This is a genomic window from Hydrogenophaga sp. (assembly GCF_051858985.1).
GTDB lineage: Bacteria > Pseudomonadota > Gammaproteobacteria > Burkholderiales > Burkholderiaceae_C > Hydrogenophaga.
On sequence record NZ_JBHYGM010000003.1, the window covers coordinates 728,386 to 747,390 of the forward strand.

The window sequence follows — 19,005 nt, forward strand, 5'->3', positions numbered from 1 at the left end:
AATCATTGTAGATACAATCATGAAATGACATCCGACACCCAGGCGACAACCACCAAGCCCTCGGGCTGTACCAATTTCAAGTTGCGCCAGCTCACGCGGCGCGTGACACAGCACTACGACCAGCACCTCTCGGCAGCAGGCCTGAAGATCACGCAGTACTCGCTGCTCACCCATGTGGACCGGCTCGGTCCGCTGGCGCCTGGCGAGCTGGCCCGGCGCATGGACATGGGTGCCTCCACGCTCACCCGCAACCTGCAACCGATGGTGGCCGCCGGGTGGCTGGAAATGGGCGCGGGCCATGACGCGCGCAGCCGCCTCGTGCACATCACCGAAGCCGGGCTCGAGATGCGCCGGCAGGCGCAGCGCCGCTGGAAGGCCGCGCAACTCTCGCTCAACGACAAGCTGGGCCCGGCCACGGTGGCCGCCCTTCACGATCTGCTGGACCAGGGCCTGGCGGCTTTCCACGAAGAGGACACGCATGAAGACTGACACCCACTCCCCGGTCCGGCCCATGGTCTGGTGGCTCGTGCTGCTGGCGGCTGCGGGTGCCTTTGCGCTCACCATGGGCACGCGCCAGACCATGGGCTTCTTCCTCTCGCCGCTGAACACGTCCACAGGCCTGGGCGTGGGCAGCATCAGCCTGGCGTTCGCGTTCGGGGCAGCTCTGGTGGGGGCTCACGCAACCGTTCGCAGGTGCCGTGGCCGATCGCGTGGGCGCCGGACGCGTGCTGCTGGTGGGCATCGCGCTGGTGGCGCTGGGCACGTTCATCACCCCGTTCATGACGACCACCTGGGGCTTGATTCTGGCCATCGGCGTGCTCGCAGCGGGCGGCGCCGGCATGGCCGGGCCCTCGGTGCTGATGGCGGCCACCGCGCGGCTGATACCAGCCGAGCGCCGGGGCATGGCCACCGGCATCGTCAACGCGGGAGGTTCGTTCGGGCAGTTCGTCATGGCCCCCGTGGCTGCTGCACTGACGCTCGGTCTGGGCTGGGCCAGCGCCCTGCAGGTGCTCGGGCTCATCGTGCTGCTGGCGCTGCCGGCGGCCTGGGTGCTGCGCGGGCCAGGCCCGGCCGCCAGAGCCGGCGCTGCCCCTGCGCCCGTGGCCCTGCCCGCGCGCCAGGCCATCGCCATGGCCCTGAAGAACCCCAGCTACCTGTTGCTGTCGGCCGGGTTCTTCGTCTGCGGCTTTCACGTCGCGTTTCTGGCCACGCACCTGCCCGGCGTGGTCGCGGCCTGCGGGCTGCCCGCGCCCGTGGGTGCGTGGGCGCTGGGCATCATCGGCCTTTTCAACATCATCGGCAGCCTGGCCATGGGCTGGGCCGTGGGGCGCTGGCGCATGAAGTCGTTGCTCTCGCTGGTGTACGCCACGCGCGCCATTGCTGTGCTGGTGTTCCTGCTCGCCCCCAAGACCGAGGCGGTCATGCTGATCTTTGCCGCCGTGATGGGCCTGACGTTCCTGTCCACCGTGCCACCCACCGTCGGCCTCGTGGCCAAGTTCTTCGGCACCGGCAACATGGCCATGCTGTTCGGCATCGTGATGCTGTCGCATCAGGTGGGCGGTTTCCTGGGTGCCTGGCTGGGTGGCCAGGTGTTCGAGGCCACCGGCAGCTACGACTGGGTCTGGTACATCGACATCGTGCTCGCCGTGGGCGCGGCGCTCATCCACCTGCCCATCCGGGAGGCGCGCGTGGTGCGGGCGCAACCGGCGTGATCGCGGCTCATGGCTGCCAGCCGCGCGCGATCAACGCATTTTCTTCACCGTCGTCCAGCGCCGGGCCGCTCACGCGCTTGCGCAAGAAGGCATCGGCGGCTTCGTGCTGCCGCTCGCTGGCGGTCTGGTAGGTCGAGGGCCCTCCATCGGCCTGGCGATCTTCGGCGAGCAGGAATTCCAGCTGCCAGTCGCCCCCTGGAGTGCGGCAGGCGATGCCCAGTTCATCGCGCGTGCCGCGCGGCGTGCTGCGGTTGAACTCGCGACAGTGGCCGCCCCCACTCCGCTCGAAGCTGGCCAGCACCTCCACCGCGCCACTGGCCGTGCGCAACACGCGCCCGCTGGGCGAAACCTCGAGCGCCAGGGCGAGCGAGGGGTCTTCCACCCGCTGGCCCTCGCGCAGGCTCCAGCGCACCTCTTCCGAAGGTTGAAGCAGCTGCCAGCCGAGCACACCGCCGACCAACAGCAGCATCACCGAGGCCAGCGCGGTCCAGCTGCGCCGCCCGGGTGCCATGCCAAAGAATCGCCACAGCCACGGCGTGCCGGGGTGCCCCGCGCCGCCCGTGGGGGGCCGCTGCACCCGCGGGTCGGGCGCGCGCCAGATCGAAGCGATCAGCGACGGCGGCACCGGCTCCAGCAGCACCGCATCGAAGCTGCGTCGCGCCAGTTCACCGCTGTCCACCAGCGCCTGCAGGCGCTCACGCAGCGCTTCGCTGTCGGCCAGCGCCTGCTCCACCTTGGCGTAGTCCGACTCGGGGAGTTGTCCGTCGAGGTAGGCCATCAGGATGTCGTCATCGATGTGCATGTCAGTCTCCTTTCCCGGAGAGTGCGTCGGCCAGCTTGATGCGCGCACGGGCCAGCCGGCTCATGACCGTGCCCGCCGGGATGCCGAGCGCCTGCGCGGCTTCCTGGTAGGTGAGGCCGTCCACGGTGACCAGCATGAGCACCTCGCGCTGGTCCTGCGGCAGGCGAAGCAGCGCACCGCGCACGGCGCGCAGTTCGCTGCGCCGTTCCACCACCTGCCGGCCGTCCTCGCCCATCTGCTCCGGGATCGCGTCGCTGTCGGCATCGGTCTTGTGCCGCTGGCGCGCGCGGTAGTCGTCCAGCCAGTTCGTCTGCACGATCCGGAACATCCAGCTCGCCAGACTGGTGTCGGCCTGGTACTGGTGCCAGCGCTCCAGCGCCTTCAGGCAGGCCGACTGCACCAGGTCGTCGGCCTGCTGGCCGTCGCGCGTGAGCCCGTGGGCAAAGCGGCGCAGGCGTGGCAGCAGGCTGATGATCTGGGCGCGTGGATCTTCTTCAGGCATGGTGTTTCGGCAGACAACGTTTCGCGCACGGGTTTATTCCGCGGGCTGCGGAATACCCGACACCCAGGCCGCGTTGTACGCTATGCCGATGTTGCCCTAAAGGTCCGATCACTCGCATGCCTTCTCCCTCTGCCTGGCGCCGCGCGCTGATCCTGCTGGTGTTCCTGCACGCGTTCGCGCTGGGGACCTTGCCGTGGACGGACCATGGCTCGGGGGTGGCCTGGGCGCAATCGGATGGCGGTGACGATGGGGATGACGGCGACGACGGCGACGACGGGGATGACGGAGGCGGCTCCAGTGGGGGTGCCAGCGCCGACGGCGGCGGCGTAGACGCCGGCGGCCAGGAACTCGACCCCGGACCGCGCGCGCCAGCGCTGCCGGTGATGGCCGGTCAGTTTGTGGTGGACGAACTGATCGCGCTCAACCCGAGCGCGGCCGCGCTGCAGCGTGTGCGGCAGTGGGGCGCCCGCGTGGTGCAGAGCAGCGAGCAGAGCAGCCTGGGCCTGCGGGTGGTGCGCCTGAAGTTGCCACCGGGCATCGACGCACGCACCGCGCGCGACATCGCCAGCGAACGCGACCCCGGGGTGTTCGACCTGCACCACCAGTACCGGCTCGCGCAGTCTGCCCAGGATGCCGGGAAGGCTTGCGAAGGACCCAGCTGCGCCGCCATGGCCGGTCTGGACTGGCCACCGGATGCGGCGCGATGCGGCCGCGAACAGGTCATCGGCATGGTCGACGCCGAGGTGGCGATCGACTTGCCCGCCTTGCGCGGCGCCGACCTGCGCACGCGCCACTTCGTCGAACCCGGGCGGGCGGCTGCAGACGCGGCCCATGGCACGGCGGTGGCCACGCTGCTGGTGGGTCAGCCCGGTGGGGGCCTGCCTGGGCTCGTGCCGCGCGCACGCCTGCTGGCGGCCGTGCCGTTCTTCCGGCGGCCATCGGGTGATGTCGCTGCCGATGCGCTGGGCCTGGTGCGCAGTCTCGACTGGCTGGTGGCGGAGCGCGCGCAAGTGATCGGCATGAGCCTGACAGGCCCGCCCAACCTCGTGCTGGCCGGCGCGATCGCGCGGGCCCAGGCGCGCGGCGTGGTGGTGGTGGCGGCCGTGGGCAACGGAGGGCGCAACGCGGAACCTGCCCACCCCGCTGCGTTGTCGGGGGTGCTGGGCGCCACGGCGGTGTCCGCCGACCGCCGCATCTACTGGCGCGCCCAGCAAGGCGACACCGTGGACTTCGCGCTGCCGGGGGTTGACCTGCCCACGGCCGACGCCGAGGGTGGCGTGCGCCCCCGCAGCGGCACTTCCTTCGCCGTGCCTTTCCTGGTGGCCAAGTTGTCGCAGTCCATGCACGAAGGCCGGCTCTCGCGCGCGGACTGGTTGTCAGGCGGCGCGGTGCCGGTGGCGGACCTGGGCACGCCCGGTCGCGACGCGGTGTTTGGCTGGGGCCTTCCGCTGGTGCCGCTGCGCTGCGGCTGAGGGATTCAGGGCGTGGCCGACGCCGCCAGCCGCTGCAGCGTGGCGGCGATGCGCGGCGGCGTGGCCAACGATGCGGGCAGCGCGGCGGCCAGGGTGGCTTCCCGCGCGCGCCCCCCTTCGAACCAGGTGCGGCGCACGTAGTGCCCGAGCGAAGGCGCGTAGTCCCAGGTCACGGTCTGCAGCGGCAGGAAGAAGCCCGGCCGGTAGGCCTTGCAGACCACATGAAAGGTGTCGAAATCGCCTGCTGGCACCGAACTCAGGCGGGCGTCCTGCACTTCGCAGTCCCAGCGCAAGCGGGTGGTGATCTCGCGGTCCACGGTGGCCAGCCACGTCACGCGCGTTTCCTCGAAGCTCACCTTCCTGCCCACACTCAGGGGCCAGAGCGCGCCTGGCTGGCCGCTGAGCGTGCTGCGGTGGCGCTGCTGGGGGCGTGCCTGTTCGAGCAGCGGCGCGAAGAACTCGCGACTGGAGCGGTAGCGTTCACCATCGGTGGTGGTCCAGGTCAACGCGGTGGGCGTGATCGCCGCCACGCGGCGCACCGATGAAGCACCGAACACGTAGGTGTCGCCCGTTCGCGCCGCAGGACGCGGCGCGGGTGGCAGATCGATGGGGACCGTCTGCGCGCGCGGCGTGGGCGTGATCGCATCCAGCGCGTCCTGCAGGCCGCCAGCCGGCAGTTGCGCGCATCCGCTCATGACCAGGGCCAGTGAAGCCAGCAGCAAGCGCAGGGAAGGCAGACACATGTCGTTCAGGCCTCAGCGCTTCTCGCGCGCCTGCTGCCGGTACCAGCCGTCACCGGCACCCGTGGCGCGCTGGATGCGGATGCGTTCCAGGGCCTCCGCCTCGGTTTCGGCACGCACCTCGCCGGAAAGCTGAAGGTCGGCGCGGCGAAACGGAATCACCTGCACCAACGGCGTTCCCTTCTCCAGTGAATACAGGCCATCGGCCGCGATGGCGAAGAACGGAAAGTGGATGAGCGAGGTGTACTCGTCGGTGTCGACCACGCCGGCGGCGATCTCCACCACGCCGTTGGGCTGGTTCATCGGCGGAATGAACAGGCAGCTCCAGCCTTTGGGCGTGCGGATGGTCCAGTGGTTGTGGAACTTGCAGGGCGGACGAGGCTGCATGGGGTGACCAGCCACCTGGTAGGGGTGGTGGTTGCTCACCATGGGGCGATCGAAATCCCAACCGGTGTTCACGGTCTGGCCGTTGTCGGTGATCTCGATGCGCACCGTGGCCGCGAGCGGCAGGATCCAGCCGGTCATCAGCGCATCGAGGAACGGCATGCAACGCTTGACGGTGAGTGCGTTGTCGGTGGTGGACAGGTGCTGCTTGTCCACCGGCGCCAGCCGCTTGAACCAATCGGGCAGCGCCTCGCGCGCCGGCACCGGGGCAGCGATCACGCCCAGGTCTTCCGGGGCGCAGAGGAATTCGATCTTCGGCTCGGGTTCGCCAGTCATGCGGTGCGGAACTGAATGCAGATGGCGCAGGATAGCGCGCCTCAGCGGCTGCTGTTGTTGCTGCTGTTCGAACTGGAGTTGGACGAACTGTTGCTGCTGCTGTTGGAGGCACGGCGCGCTGGCTGGCTGGGCGCGATGCCGATGGCGCGCGCTGCGCTGTTCACGCCGTTTTCCCAGCCTCGAAAGAAGCCATGCACGGCGGAGTCGGCGCGTGCGCCGTTGCGGCTGCTGTTCGAGCTGCTGTTGTTCGACGAGTTGGAGCTGCTGTTGCTCGACGAATTGTTGGACGAGATGCTGGATGAATTCGAGGAGGAATTGGAAGAGGAGTTGGAGGACGAATTGCTGGAGGAATTTGAGGACGAGTTCGACGAGGAATTGCTCGACGAATTCGAACTGCGCCCCATGCTGCCGCTGCCGCGCGAGCCGGCGGACGAAGCGCCGTTGCCGCGCGATCCCCCCGAGCTGCCGTTGGAGCTGCTGTTCGAACTGCTGTTGCCGGCCGTGACCTGCAGCGGGTTCACACTTTCGAGCACCTCCTGTGCCAGAGCCGCGAAATCTTTGGCCGAGCCCAGGCCTTGCGCCTGCGCAGCGCCACTGCCGACGAGGCCGGCCACGGCCGTCACGATCACACCCAGTTGTTGTTTCATGGGAATCCTCTTTGCAGGTTGGTTAGGAACATTCCGGCGCACGCCGTTGGGGCGGGCACCAGAGCCTGACCCGACAACGCGGCAGACGTGCCGCGCATTCCCGTGGGCAAGGTAAGCAGGTGTAAAGCCGCCGCTTCAGACCGGCACGGTGTAGTTCAGCGTCATGCGCCCGCCGTCCACCGTGACGATCTCGCCGGTCACGTAACTGGCGGCGTCGCTGGCGAGCCAGGCCACCACGTCGGCGATCTCGGCCGGTTCACCCAGGCGCTTCATGGGCGTGCGGCTGAGGATGCGGTGCTTCGCCTCATCGCTGGTGAGCACCGCCCTGGCGGCCAGTTCGGTGGCGATGGTGCCCGGGGCCACCGCGTTGACCCGGATGCCCTGGTCGGCCAGCGCCAGCGCCATCACGCGAGTGAGCTGGTTGATGCCGCCCTTGCTCACGTTGTAGCTGGCGATGCTGGGGATAGCGAGCACGCCGTTGACCGAACTCATGTTCACGATGCTGCCGCCCCCGGTGGCCACCATCGCGCGCGCCACCGCCTGGCCCATGAGGAAGGCGCCCTTGAGGTTCACGCGCAGCACCGCATCGAAGTCCGCCTCGGTGATGTCGAGGAAATCCGCCGCCTTGAAGATGCCGGCGTTGTTGACCAGCACGTCGATGCGGCCATGGGTCTGGAGCGCCATGGCCACGGCAGCGTCCACGTCCGACTTGTGCCCCACGTCGCCATGCACGTAGAGCGCCTGCAGTTCGGCCGCCAGCGCCTGTCCGGGCCGGTCCGCCAGGTCCACCAGCACCACCTTCGCGCCTTCACGCGCAAAGCGGCGCGCACAGGCTTCCCCGATGCCTTGCGCGCCACCGGTGACAAGAACCACCCGGCCGTGGTGGCCGAAGTGCACGGGGGAAACGGGAGAGGCGTTCATGTGCCGCATGGTAGCGGTGGTTCATCTCGGCGGCGCGCTGGCTGCTTCCAGGATGGCCTGCACCTCGGCATGACCGGCCTCGCGCGCCAGCTCGGCGGCGTTGCGACCCGCCGCGTCGCGGCGCGCGGGGTCGGCACCCGCTTCCAGCAGGCGGCGCACCCGGGCAGCGTCGCCCCGCAGGGCGGCGCGCATGAGCGCCGTGCGCCCTTGGGCGTCGATCGCGTTGACATCGACCTCGCGCGCCAACGTGCCTTGGGCTTCGGATCGGGCCTGCGCCCTGGGGAGCGGCGCGCGTTCCGCCATGGCGTCGGCGTTGTGGTCCTGAACCGCTGCCGGGGCAGGGGCACCGGGCGCGCGCAGGGCGGGTGAGGCTGGAGCTGGAGGGGGTGAGGGCTTCACCGGTTCGGCAGACCGGGTGCGTGCCTCTGGGGCCGCTGGTGTGACAGCCTTGGCGGCGGGTGGCGCAGGCCGGGTTGGCTGGATGGGCTGGATGGGCCGAGTGGAGGACGCCGGTGGAGCGACGGGTGCAGGCGTGCTGGATGGTGCGCTGGCGCGGGGTGGAGCCGGTGACATCACCGCGTCGCGTTCCTCGGGTGTGCCGCGATCGAACTGTAGAACCACCAGTGTGGCCAGGCCGATCACCGCCAGGCCGCCGAACGCGCGCCAGCGCCAGAAGGCATCGTTGGCCGCCACAGGGCGGGGCTCGGTGGGGGGCGCTTTCGCTGCGGCACGGGCGCGCGCCAGGACGTTTTCCCGCACGTCGATCGAGGGCCGCGCCGGGTCCAGCGCGCTGGCTTCGCGGTAGCGTTCAAGAAGGGGATCTTCGCGTGTCATGCCAGGTTCTCCAGCGTTTGGCGCAGGCGCTCGCGCGCATAACGCAGGCGGCTCTTGGCCGTCTCGTGGGCCACACCGGTGGCCTGGGCAATCTCGGCGACGCTCAGACCGCCTTCCGCCTGCAACAGGAAGGCCTCGCGCTGTGCGGCAGGCAACGCGCCCAGTGCATCGAGCAGGGCCTGCGCCTGCTCGCGCGATTGCAGTTGGCGCACCGGCCCGAAGCCCGAATCCGCAGCCAGCGTGTCCACCAGGGCCGCCCCTTCCACGGTGTCGGCGTCCAGGCTGCTGTGGCGCTTGTGCGTGCGCCAGTGGTCCACCACTCGGTGGTGCGCCAGCGTGAAGAGCCAGGTTCTGAACTTCGCGCGCGGCTCGTACTGCGGTGCGTGGCGCAGCAATGAAAACCACACGTCCTGCACCAGATCGTCCGCCAGCGCGCTGTCGCGCACGCTGCGCTGTACGAAGCGCCACACCGGCAGGGCGTGGCGGTCGTAAAGCGCTTCGAACGCGAGCGCGTCGCCGCTGGCATAGGCCAGCATCAGCGCTTCGTCGGCGGGCTCGGTCATGCCCAAGATTATGGTTGCCGGGTCCTTTCAGTTCGGGTCCGGCGTGTAGCCAGGCGACACGCTTCCCGGGAATGGATTCGGCCTCGACGGCATGGCTTGCGTTGGAATCACACCCATCGCCACCAGGTTCTCCCGGCTGTCGTAGCGGATGCGAATGAGTTCGTCGGGTCGCTGGCTGCGGCGCTCGAAGGTGGTGTGGCCGACCAGCGAGGTCTCGCGCTCACCGTGGCCCGTGCCCAGTCTGGGCCGGGCGGCCGCGTCGGCGGCACTGGCCGGTGCGGACGAGCGACTCTCCTGCGCCGCCCCCTGTTCGCGCAACATCGGCGAAGGCGCCATGGCTGGCGGGGGCGGTGGCACCGGCTTTTCACGGAACACAGCCACGCCGATCACACCCACGTGCGCCGGCCGGCCTGTGCGCTCGGCGTAGGACTCGCTGGAGGCGGTGAAGTGAAACGCCGCCACCTCGGTGTCGCTCTTGCGCCAGCCATTGATGGCGTGCTGCTGCCAGGCCGATAGCACGTAGCCGGTCTGCCGCCAGTTCGCGGTCTCGCCCGAGACCACGTTCACCCCATCGACCGACACCACGCTCAGCACACGGCCGGGCGTGGCGTTGCGCACCGAGACCGCATAGCGCGCACCCGGGCGCCCGGCAACCCAGTGCTCGCCCTGGTGACGGTAGACGCTCAGTGTCTCGCCGCTGTCGCGGTCGATCAGCTGCACATCGGTGAGGCCGCCCACGGCGTGGGCGGGCAGGGCGCTCATGAAGACGAGCGCGACCACCAGTGAGAAGGTGGCGCTAACGGCGGGACGGGATGGCATGCGGGCTCCGTGTGAAGTGGATGGAGCCTGTTGAAACGAACCAGGGCGCGCCGCGGGGTTGACCGCGCGGGGCCAGGTTGTAACGACCTGTGCCTGGCCGCGTTCAGCAGCTCTCGCAGGTGGCCAGCGCGCTGCCGACCCGCATGCGGGTCTGCTCGGTGAGGTAGTCCAGGAACACCTGGGTGCGCCGTGGCATGAACTTGCGGCTGGGCAGGGCGGCGTACATCGTGAGCCGGCCCGTGATCCAGGGATTGAGCACGCGCACGAGGTCGCCGTTCTGCAGCAGCGGGGCCGCCAGTTCGACCGTCGAGGAGGTGATGCCTGCGCCATCCAGCGCTGCGTGCATCAGGGTGTCGTTGTGGTTCGCCCAGAGCACGGGCTGCACATCGATGTCGATGTGCCGGTCCACGTCCAGGGCGTGCAGCAGGCGCCAGCTGCGGCTGCGGCCGGTGGCGGGCTTGAGGCGCAGGCAGTCGTGCTGGCCCAGTTCCTCGGGTGAGTGCGGCACGCCCCTGCGCTTGAGGTAGTCGGGTGAGGCCAGCAGGATGGCCTCGGTGGAGATCACCTTGCGCGCAATCACGTTGGCGTCGAAGCTGTCGCTCGCTCCCATGAGGGTGATGTCGTAGTCCTCGATGGGAGGCTCGCGGTGGGACTCGACATCGATGTCGAGCAGGATCTTGGGGTAGGCCTGCCGGAAGCCGCTGACCAGCGGCGCGAGCACGTGCGTGGCGAGCACCGGCGGCGCCAGCAGGTGAAGCACACCAGCCAGTTCGCTGGTGTGGGAACTCACGAGCGCGTGGGCCTCGTCCAGTTCCAGCAGGATCAGGCGCACGCGGTCCAGGTACGCGTCGCCCGCTTCGGTGAGCGAGACGCGCCGCGTGGTGCGATGGAGCAGGCGCGTGCCCAGGTGCTCCTCCAGATCGGCCACCAGGCGCGTGACCACCGCCGGTGACATGTCCAGCGCCCGGGCTGCGGCCGCAAAGCCGCCCTCGTCGATCACTTTCTGAAAGGCGCGCATTGAGGCAAGGCGGTCCATGGAGGCTTTCTGGTAGGGGGCAACGCGCCATTGTTGCTGAAACAGAAACGTAGTAATAGCAATAGGGTTGTTTTTCTCCGGAATCAGAAACTTTAAAGTCCATCCATCGATGCAAAGCCAACCCGGTTCAGTGGCATCGAAGCCAGGCGGTTCACCAGAAGTGAGCGCCTCGCAGGTTCCAACCAACTCAAGGAAAAATGTCATGAAAAGCACCCGTCTCTCCGTTGTGGCCCTCGCTCTTTCCACCCTGGTTGCAGGCCATGCCCTGGCTGCCGATCCCGCCGCAGGCAAGACCCGCGAGCAGGTGCGCGCCGAACTGGCCCAGGCCCAGCGCGCTGGCGACCTGATCGCCAACGGCGAATCCGGCCTGCGCTTCAACCAGCTCTACCCGCAGCAATACGCATCGCCGGTGGTGGTTTCCAAGAGCCGCTCGCAAGTGCAGGGCGAGCTGGACGAGGCCCGCGACAACGGCACCCTGATTGCCGATGGCCAGACCGGCGCGACGGCACGTGAACTCGCGCCCCAGCGCTATGTGGCGCAGCGCAAGACGCGCGAGGAAGTGCGTGCCGAAGTGCGCGAAGCCCTGCGCAATGGCAGCCTGCACCCGATCGGCAACGACTACCCGGTGAACTGACCGTCCCCGGCGCTCGCACCGCGGTGCGCCGGCAGGTGCACCGACACCGACAGCCCGCCGCACGGGCTGTCGGCCAGTTCAATGCCGCCGCCGTTGCGTTCGGCGATGCGCCTGGCGATCGCCAGTCCCAGCCCGCTGCCGGAGGTGTCCTGCGGGTTGAGTCGCACAAAGCGCTGGAGCACGCGTTCTCTCTCGGCCTGGGCGATGCCCGGGCCGTTGTCGTTGACGGTGACCGTGACGCGTTCGCCGGCCAGGCGCACCCGGATGTCGACGCGGCTGCCCACGGGCGTGTGCCGCAGTGCGTTGTCCACCAGGTTGTCGAGCAGCACGCGAAAGTCCTCCGCGTCCATCCACACGGTGGCCGCATCGCTCGATTCCAGTCCCAGATCGATCTGGCGCGCATCGGCCCGTGCGGAAAACGCGCCCACCACATCGGCCGCCATCTGGTCGCAGCGCAGCGGCCGGGGGTGTCGCTGTTGCACATCGGGTTCCAGCCGGGCCATCTGCAGCAGTTGCGCCACCAGGTGGGTGCTGCGTTCAATCCCCTTGTCGAGGTCGTCCAGCGCGGCGTCGCGTTGGCCATCTTCGGACCGTCGCGCCAGCTGGGCCTGCAGCTTGACGGCGGCCAGCGGGGTGTTGAGTTCGTGCGCGGCGTCGGCCAGCACCTGCCGCTGGCGCGTGAGCAGCTCACCGACGCGCCCCAGCAACTGGTTGAGCGCCATCGCCAGGGGCGCCAGTTCCCGTGGCAGGCGTTGTACGGGCAGCGGATGCAGGTCGTTGCCGTCGCGCCGCTGGATGTCCCGCCCGAGCGAGTCCAGCGGCCTGAGGGCACGGCTCACAGCGGCGTGGATCAGGGTGCTGAGGACCAGCACCAGCAGCACGCTGGGCACCAGCACCCAGGGCGCGAGCCGGGCAAAGCTGCTGGCGCGGTCGCTGGAGGTCTTGGCCACCTGCACGATCTGCTGTGGATCCACGAGGGTGTACACATGCCAGGACTCGCCCGACCACGCCACTTCATGAAAGCCGGCCTGCTGCAAGGGAGGTCCGGTGCCATTGACCGAGCTGTACAGGATCTCGCCGTCGGGGGACCAGATCTGGCTGATGAAGCGGCCGAGGTCGTCGGCCGTGGCCGGTGCCGCCGGTGGATTCGAGGCCCACGAACCGGGTCGCACGCCATGGCGCACCACCGAGTGCGCGATCTGCTCCATGGCGAAATCCCGCTCGCGGTTGAACGCCTGCCAGGCCAGCTGGTAGGTGAGGGCGCTGACGAGGACGCAGGTGATGACCAGCGCGGTGATCTGCCAGAACAGCAGGCGCTGGCGGATCGAGTTCATCCCGCCTCGACCAGCTTGTAGCCCACCCCGCGCACGTTCCGGATCCAGGCGCTGCCCAGTTTGCGGCGCAGGTGGTGCACATGCACTTCGATGGCATTGCTCGAGAGTTCCTCGTGCTCGCCATAGAGCCGGTTCTCCAGCTGTTCACGCGAGAACACATGGCCCGGGCGCTCCATCAGCGCGTGCAGCAGGTCGAATTCGCGCGTGGCAAGGGCGACGGGCTGGTTGTCGAGCAGGGTCTCGCGGCGCATGGGGCGGATGACCAGCCGCCCGAGTTGCAGTTCCGATGGCGCGCGGCCGGCCACACGCCGCGCCAGCGCGTGCATGCGCGCCACCAGTTCGTCGAGGTCGAACGGCTTGGTGAGGTAGTCGTCGGCGCCCAGGTTCAGGCCGGCCACCCGATCGCCCACCGCGTCGCGCGCCGACACCACCAGCACGGGGAGCGACAGGTGCTCGGCGCGCAGCCAGTGCAGGAGCTGCAGACCATCCTGGCCCGGCAGCCCGATGTCGAGCAGCAGCAGGTCGTAGGTCTGCGCTTGCAGCGCCGCCTGCGCCCGAAGGCCGTCCTTCACCCACGCCACGGAAAACCCGGCCATGCGCAGGCCCCGTTCCATGCTGGCGCCCAGCATGGTGTCGTCCTCGGCAAGCAAAACGTTCATGGGGCGTAGTGTGAGCGAAAACCCGCGATGCTCTGGTACAACGGCGGACCGATTCCGGAGATTTCCTTGAACACATTCACCCAGGTGATTCTCTACACCGACACCGATGGGCTGGCGCGTTTTCGCGAGGCGCCGATCCCGCTCTCTGAGGGCTCGGCTGCGGCGCGGCTCTCGAGCGTGTTGCCCGCGACCGGCTGCCAGCTGCGCCAGAGTCCGGTGGGCTTTCGCAGCGATTTCCATTGCACCGAAGCGCAGCAATGGCTGTTCGTGCTGCAGGGCTGCATGGAAATCGGCCTGCAGGACGGCAGCTGGCGCGCCTTCGGCCCCGGCCAGCATTTCTATTCCGCCGACACCCTGCCTGAAGGCGCCACCTTCGACCCCACCGTGCACGGCCACCGCAGCCGCCAGGCGGGGAGCGAGCCGCTGGTCACCGTCTTTGTGCGCGGCTGATCCGGGTCAGAGAAACCGGTCGAGAAGCCGCCGGGAGTGCGCATCCAGCGCAAGCCGGTCGCGCACCGCGAAGCTCACGCCGTGGCTCGCCTGGATCAGCAGGGCCTGGCCGTCCAGTCGCCGGATGTCGTCTTCACTGCGCAGCACGAAGCTCGTGGCGCCCCGATCGGTCTTCACCTGCCAGGTGCTGGGCGTGGAGAACGTCGACACCGACTCCAGCCGCTGGATCACGGGTGTGAACTCGCGCTGCGCCAGTTCTTCCTGGATCAGTTCACGCGCTGGCGGTGGCATCGCAGAGAAGTGGTCCACCCAGAGCAATTCATGGCCATCGCTGCCCAGAAGGGACAGGCCTTCGTCTGGAGCGCCGATGGGAAAGGCACGCACGGGCACCACGCCGGTGTGCGTCTCACCGCTGCCGAGCGTGAGCACCAGCCGCCCGAAGGCGTTGCGGTGCAGTTGCCAGGCCGCGGGGGGGGTGTTCTCGTTCATGGGTTGTCCTCGGCCGTTTCCCCGTCCAGCAGCGCGGCGGCCTCCTGCTCCTTGCGAGCCTGTGCTTCGTAGAGCCGCCAGTAGTGCCCCCGCAAGGCCATGAGCTCGTCGTGTGGCCCGATCTCCACCACCTGGCCGCGGTCCATCACCACCAGGCGGTCGGCCTTGCGCAGCGTGGAGAGGCGGTGCGCGATGGCAATCGTGGTGCGCCCCTGCACCAGGTTGTCCAGCGCTTTCTGGATTTCCTTCTCGGTCTCGGTGTCGACCGATGAGGTGGCCTCGTCCAGGATCAGGATGCGCGGGTCGATCAGCAAGGCCCGCGCAATGCTGATGCGCTGGCGCTCGCCACCCGAGAGGCCCTGGCCGCGCTCGCCCACCAGCGAGTCGTACCCCTGCGGCAGGCGCAGGATGAACTCGTGCGCGTGCGCAGCGCGTGCCGCGGCCACGATCTCGGCGCGCGTGGCGCCCGGTTTGCCGTAGGCGATGTTCTCGGCGATGGTGCCGAAGAACAGGAAAGGCTCCTGCAGCACCAGGCCGATGTGGCGACGGAAATCGGCCACCGCGACACGGCGGATGTCCACGCCGTCGATGCGGATGGCGCCCTCGCTGACGTCGTAGAAGCGGCAAAGCAGGTTCACCAGCGTGCTCTTGCCCGAGCCGCTGTGACCGACCAGCCCGATCATTTCGCCGGGGTGGATCTCCAGGCTCAGGTTGCGGATCACGGTGCGGCTGCCGTAGCGAAAGCTCACGTCCTGCATTTCCAGCCCGCCCTTGACCTGCGCCAGCGGCACTGGCTGGACAGGGTCGGGCACATTGGAGACGTGATCGAGGATGTCGAAGATGCGCTTGGCACCCGAGGCCGCCTTCTGCGTGACGGAGACGATGCGGCTCATGGAATCGAGCCTGCCGTAGAAGCGCCCGATGTAGGCGATGAAGGCGGTGAGGACACCGACCGTGATCTCGCTCTGGCTGACCAGCCAGATGCCGAATGCCCACACCACGAGCAGGCCGATTTCGGTGAGCAGCGTGACGGTGGGCGTGAACAGCGACCAGGTCTTGTTGATGCGGTCGTTGACGGCCAGGTTGTGCTCGTTCGCGCGCTTGAAGCGGCGTGCTTCGCGGGCTTCCTGCGCGAAAGCCTTGACCACGCGGATGCCGGGAATGGTGTCGGCCAGCACGTTGGTCACCTCGCCCCACACACGGTCGATCTTCTCGAAGCCGGTGCGCAGGCGGTCGCGAACCAGATGGATCATCCAGCCGATGAAGGGCAGCGGCAGCAGGGTGACCAGCGCCAGCCAGGGGTTGATGGAGAACAGGATCACGGCGGTCATGCTGATCATCAGCACGTCGGTGACGAAGTCGAGCGCGTGCAGCGAGAGGAACACGCTGATGCGGTCGGTCTCGCTGCCGATGCGGGCCATGAGATCGCCGGTGCGCTTGCTGCCGAAGTAGTCCAGCGAGAGTTCGAGCAGGTGGTCGAACGTGGTGGTGCGCAGGTCGGAGCTGATGCGCTCGGACACCACGGCCAGCAACCACGTGCGCGCCCAGCCCAGGCCCCAGGCCAGCAACGCCGAGCCAAGCAGGCCCGACAGCAGCAGCAGCACCAGGGCGGTGTCGATGTCCTGTCCGTTCTGGAACGGAATCAACACCCGGTCCATCAAGGGGATGGTGAGATAGGGTGGCACCAGCGTGGCTGCGGTGGACGCCAGCGTCAGTGCGAAACCGGAGAACAGGGTCCAGCGGTAGGGGCGGGCGAAGCGCCACAGGCGCAGCAATACCCATGTCGACGGCGGGGCCTGCGGCGCCTCCTGAGCGCAGTCGGGGCATTCGTCGCTGTCCGTTGGCAGGCTGGCCTGGCACTGCGGGCAGGTTCGCACGTCGTGGTCGAGCGCCGTGTCTGCGGTCTGGTCGAGCTGGGCGATCACGCGCTGGAACTGATCGACCAGCCGCGCCGCCCTGGGTTGTGCGGCCAGCGTGAAACGCCACACGGCCAGGCGGCCCTCGGCGCCCATGAGCTCCAGCACGCCGACGCCTGCGTGGTCACCCAGACGCAATTCCATGTCCGGCGTCAGCACCCACGACTCGTCTTCCAGCACGAGGCGTTGGCGGCTTAACAACAGGGTGCGTGTGCGGAAATGTAAATGCTCGTCCAGGTCCAGCGCCAAAGAGGCGACGGCGCTATCATCGCCCCCCAGCCGGGTCATCGCGGGCCGCTGGGCATTTCGCACAGATTCGGCGCCTCGAGCTGAGGATTCAGCTGGATTTTGTGAAAGCATGGTGAAGATGGCTGCGTGGCGTCGACCGCGAGAACGGGCATGCTCCCACTTGGGAACATGGCATTTTCACCGATGTCGGCACCACCAGCCTTGAAGCACCGAACTTCCCTGTCCTCAGGCCGGTGCCCCAACCGGTTGCCGAAAACAAGAGTCCCGCTGGAGACATGAGCTCTCGACACGACATCACGCTGCTGCGCATCAACTACCTGCGCGGCCCCAACATCTGGACGTACCGATCGGTGCTCGAGGTCTGGCTGGACCTCGGCGATCTGGAGGACCTGCCGTCCAACAAGCTGCCGGGTCTTACCGATCGCCTGCTCGCATGGCTGCCGGCGCTGGAGGAGCACCACTGTGGCGTGGGCGAGCGCGGTGGTTTCATTGAACGTCTGCGCGAAGGCACCTGGGCAGGCCACATCCTTGAACACGTGGTCATTGAGCTGCTCAACCTGGCGGGCATGCCCACGGGGTTCGGCCAGACCCGCGAGACAACCCAACGCGGCGTGTACCGCATGGTGTTCCGGGCGCGGGACGAAGCGGTGGCGCGCACGGCGCTGGCCGAGGCCCATGCCCTGCTGCTGGCCGCCATCCACCCGCAAGACGGCGCGACCGCTTTCGACGTACCGGGCGCCGTGGCGCGCATCGTCGAGCAGATCGACCGCAGCTACCTCGGGCCCAGCACCGCTGCCATCGTCGCCGCTGCCACCGACCGCGGCATCCCGCACCTGCGCCTGAACGACGGCAACCTGGTGCAACTCGGCCACGGCAAACGCCAGCGCCGCATCTGGACCGCCGAGACCGACCGCACGAGCGCGATTGCCGGGAACATCGCCCATGACAAGGACCTCACCAAGAGCTTGCTGGCGTCGTGCGGCGTGCCGGTGCCCGAGGGCCAGGTGGTGGACAGCCCGGCCGCCGCCTGGGAAGCTGCACAGGACATTGGCCTGCCAGTGGTCGTCAAACCTTCGGACGCCAACCATGGCCGCGGCGTGAGCCTGGACCTCTCCGAACGCGCCGACGTGGAGAAGGCTTTTTCCGTCGCCGACGCCGAAGGCAGCGAGGTGATGGTGGAGCGTTATGTGCGCGGCGACGAACACCGTCTGCTGGTGGTGGGCGGGCGCGTCGTTGCGGCTGCGCGTGGCGAGAGCCTGTCGGTGGTGGGCGATGGTCGTTCCACCGTGGCGCAGCTCATCGACAGCCAGCTCAACAACGATCCGCGCCGCGGCGAGGCCGAGGAATTCCCGCTCGAGACCATTCGCCTGGAGCGCGAGCCCGTGATGCGCCTGCTGCTGGAGCGCCAGGGCCTGGCGGGCGAAGCGGTCCCGGTGGCCGGGCGCCGGGTGCTGGTGCAGCGCAACGGCAATGTGGCGATCGACTGCACCGACGACGTGCACCCGGAGGTGGCGCACGCCGTGTCGCTGGCCGCGCGCGTGGTGGGGCTGGACGTCGCGGGTGTCGACGTGGTGGCGCAGGACATCGGGCGTCCCCTGCAGGCGCAAGGCGGCGCGGTGGTGGAAGTGAACGCCGGCCCCGGTTTGCTGATGCACCTCAAGCCCGCCACCGGCATGTCGCGCCCCGTGGGTCGTGCCATCGTGGATCACCTGTTCGACGAGGGCGGCAACGGCCGGGTGCCGATTGTGGGTGTGGCCGGCTCCCGGCACGGCGGTGCCATCGCCCGCCTGGTGGCCTGGCTGCTGCACCTGAGCGGGCACCAGGTGGGCCTGGCCTGCCGCGACGGCCTCTTCCTCGGCACGCGCAAGGTCGATCCCCGGCCCAGCGCCCACTGGGACGCAGGCCAGCGCCTGCTCATGAACCGGGATGTGGACGCCGTGGTGCTGGAGAACGATGCCGCCGCCATCCTGGAGGATGGCCTCGCTTACGACCGCTGCGCGGTGGGCGTGGTTACCGATCTCGACGACGTGCAGGGGCTGGAGCGCTACGACGTCCGCGATGTCGACCAGCTCTACCGCGTGCTTCGCACGCAGGTCGATGTGGTCCTGCCCGATGGCGTGGCCGTGCTCAATGCCGACGACGCCCGTGTGGCGCAGATGGCCAGCCTGTGCGATGGCGACGTGATGTTCTACGGCCTCGACGGGGACTCCTCGCTGCTGGAGAAGCACCGGGCCCTGGGCCTGCGCACGGTGTCGGTGTCCGACGGCACGCTGGTGCTGTCCGAAGGTACGCGCAGGACTCATCGGGTGAAGCTGGACGCGCCCGTCGTCCAGCGCCTGGCCGAAGAACTCGGGCTGCACACGCTGCTGGCCGTGGCCGCTGCCGCCTGGGCGCTGGCGGTGTCGCCCGAATTGATCGCCGCCGGCATGGAGACCTGTGGCTATGGCGCGGCGGCGGCCCCTGAACCTGCCGATGCCGCGGTGCCCGTCCTGGTGTCCTGAACCGA

The 19,005-nt window shown here is 68.8% G+C and carries 19 protein-coding genes and 1 pseudogene; 7 read left to right on the plus strand and 13 right to left on the minus strand.

Annotated features, from left to right (window positions below; all coding sequences use genetic code 11):
* The first annotated feature begins 24 nt into the window (after positions 1-24).
* Positions 25-489 carry a MarR family winged helix-turn-helix transcriptional regulator gene (locus ACTIEY_RS15915; protein WP_439520100.1) on the plus strand — a complete coding sequence of 155 codons (465 nt, stop codon included), beginning with the start codon at positions 25-27 and terminating at the stop codon, positions 487-489.
* Positions 479-1,712, plus strand: a pseudogene (locus ACTIEY_RS15920) (MFS transporter). The gene ACTIEY_RS15915 and the pseudogene ACTIEY_RS15920 overlap by 11 nt, the downstream one beginning before the upstream one ends.
* Before the next feature lie 7 nt (positions 1,713-1,719).
* Here ACTIEY_RS15920 and ACTIEY_RS15925 read toward each other — a convergent pair.
* Together ACTIEY_RS15925 and ACTIEY_RS15930 are read right to left on the minus strand one after the other, a co-directional pair.
* Positions 1,720-2,514, minus strand: a complete 795-nt coding sequence (locus tag ACTIEY_RS15925; RefSeq protein WP_439520101.1) for a hypothetical protein — start codon at positions 2,512-2,514, stop codon at positions 1,720-1,722.
* A 1-nt stretch (position 2,515) separates the two neighbouring features.
* The gene (locus ACTIEY_RS15930; RefSeq protein WP_439520102.1) at positions 2,516-3,016 is read right to left on the minus strand and encodes an RNA polymerase sigma factor; all 501 of its coding nucleotides are present in this window, start codon (positions 3,014-3,016) and stop codon (positions 2,516-2,518) included.
* A gap of 116 nt (positions 3,017-3,132) precedes the next feature.
* Between ACTIEY_RS15930 and ACTIEY_RS15935 the strand changes: the two genes are divergently transcribed.
* Complete coding sequence (locus ACTIEY_RS15935; RefSeq protein WP_439520103.1) at positions 3,133-4,488, plus strand: S8 family serine peptidase; 1,356 nt, start codon at positions 3,133-3,135, stop codon at positions 4,486-4,488.
* Between the two features lie 5 nt (positions 4,489-4,493).
* Here the strand turns inward: ACTIEY_RS15935 and ACTIEY_RS15940 are convergent, their stop codons facing one another.
* Positions 4,494-5,231, minus strand: coding sequence for a hypothetical protein (locus ACTIEY_RS15940; RefSeq protein ID WP_439520104.1), 738 nt, complete (start codon positions 5,229-5,231; stop codon positions 4,494-4,496).
* Positions 5,232-5,243: 12 nt separating this feature from the next.
* Entirely contained in the window at positions 5,244-5,948 is a 705-nt protein-coding gene (locus tag ACTIEY_RS15945; RefSeq protein ID WP_439520105.1) for a DUF6065 family protein, read from the minus strand.
* Positions 5,949-5,963: 15 nt separating this feature from the next.
* Here ACTIEY_RS15945 and ACTIEY_RS15950 point away from each other — a divergent pair, with 15 nt between their 5' ends.
* Positions 5,964-6,710 (plus strand): hypothetical protein, encoded by a 747-nt coding sequence (locus tag ACTIEY_RS15950; protein WP_439520106.1) that lies wholly within the window; start codon positions 5,964-5,966, stop codon positions 6,708-6,710.
* 20 nt (positions 6,711-6,730) lie between these two features.
* Here ACTIEY_RS15950 and ACTIEY_RS15955 read toward each other — a convergent pair whose 3' ends face one another.
* The 5 genes from ACTIEY_RS15955 to ACTIEY_RS15975 all read right to left on the minus strand — a co-directional run bounded on the left by ACTIEY_RS15955 (position 6,731) and on the right by ACTIEY_RS15975 (position 10,768).
* Complete coding sequence (locus tag ACTIEY_RS15955) at positions 6,731-7,516, minus strand: SDR family NAD(P)-dependent oxidoreductase (RefSeq protein ID WP_439520107.1); 786 nt, start codon at positions 7,514-7,516, stop codon at positions 6,731-6,733.
* A gap of 21 nt (positions 7,517-7,537) precedes the next feature.
* On the minus strand, positions 7,538-8,350 hold the full coding sequence (locus tag ACTIEY_RS15960; protein WP_439520108.1) for a hypothetical protein: 813 nt from the start codon (positions 8,348-8,350) through the stop codon (positions 7,538-7,540).
* Positions 8,347-8,913: an RNA polymerase sigma factor gene (locus tag ACTIEY_RS15965; protein ID WP_439520109.1), complete on the minus strand. Its 567-nt coding sequence runs from the start codon at positions 8,911-8,913 to the stop codon at positions 8,347-8,349. The genes ACTIEY_RS15960 and ACTIEY_RS15965 overlap by 4 nt, the downstream gene beginning before the upstream one ends.
* 27 nt (positions 8,914-8,940) lie before the next feature.
* Positions 8,941-9,732 (minus strand): hypothetical protein, encoded by a 792-nt coding sequence (locus tag ACTIEY_RS15970; RefSeq protein ID WP_439520110.1) that lies wholly within the window; start codon positions 9,730-9,732, stop codon positions 8,941-8,943.
* Between the two features lie 103 nt (positions 9,733-9,835).
* On the minus strand, positions 9,836-10,768 hold the full coding sequence (locus tag ACTIEY_RS15975; RefSeq protein ID WP_439520111.1) for a LysR family transcriptional regulator: 933 nt from the start codon (positions 10,766-10,768) through the stop codon (positions 9,836-9,838).
* Positions 10,769-10,970: 202 nt separating this feature from the next.
* On the opposite strand from ACTIEY_RS15975, the gene ACTIEY_RS15980 reads away from it, so the two are divergent.
* Entirely contained in the window at positions 10,971-11,402 is a 432-nt protein-coding gene (locus ACTIEY_RS15980) for a DUF4148 domain-containing protein (RefSeq protein ID WP_439520112.1), read from the plus strand.
* Here the strand turns inward: ACTIEY_RS15980 and ACTIEY_RS15985 are convergent.
* Entirely contained in the window at positions 11,387-12,736 is a 1,350-nt protein-coding gene (locus tag ACTIEY_RS15985) for an ATP-binding protein (protein ID WP_439520113.1), read from the minus strand. The genes ACTIEY_RS15980 and ACTIEY_RS15985 overlap by 16 nt on opposite strands.
* A complete protein-coding gene (locus tag ACTIEY_RS15990) occupies positions 12,733-13,395 on the minus strand; it encodes a response regulator transcription factor (RefSeq protein ID WP_439520114.1) in 663 nt (220 codons plus the stop codon). Before ACTIEY_RS15990 ends, ACTIEY_RS15985 begins: the two co-directional genes overlap by 4 nt.
* 66 nt (positions 13,396-13,461) lie before the next feature.
* Here ACTIEY_RS15990 and ACTIEY_RS15995 point away from each other — a divergent pair, with 66 nt between their 5' ends.
* Positions 13,462-13,845 carry a hypothetical protein gene (locus ACTIEY_RS15995; RefSeq protein WP_439520115.1) on the plus strand — a complete coding sequence of 128 codons (384 nt, stop codon included), beginning with the start codon at positions 13,462-13,464 and terminating at the stop codon, positions 13,843-13,845.
* Positions 13,846-13,851: 6 nt separating this feature from the next.
* Here the strand turns inward: ACTIEY_RS15995 and ACTIEY_RS16000 are convergent, their stop codons facing one another.
* Positions 13,852-14,334 carry a cyanophycin metabolism-associated DUF1854 family protein gene (locus ACTIEY_RS16000; protein ID WP_439520116.1) on the minus strand — a complete coding sequence of 161 codons (483 nt, stop codon included), beginning with the start codon at positions 14,332-14,334 and terminating at the stop codon, positions 13,852-13,854.
* On the minus strand, positions 14,331-16,610 hold the full coding sequence (locus tag ACTIEY_RS16005) for a cyanophycin metabolism-associated ABC transporter (protein WP_439520117.1): 2,280 nt from the start codon (positions 16,608-16,610) through the stop codon (positions 14,331-14,333). The genes ACTIEY_RS16000 and ACTIEY_RS16005 overlap by 4 nt, the downstream gene beginning before the upstream one ends.
* Positions 16,611-16,774: 164 nt before the next feature.
* Between ACTIEY_RS16005 and ACTIEY_RS16010 the strand changes: the two genes are divergently transcribed.
* A complete protein-coding gene (locus tag ACTIEY_RS16010; RefSeq protein WP_439520118.1) occupies positions 16,775-19,000 on the plus strand; it encodes a cyanophycin synthetase in 2,226 nt (741 codons plus the stop codon).
* Positions 19,001-19,005 lie beyond the last annotated feature (5 nt).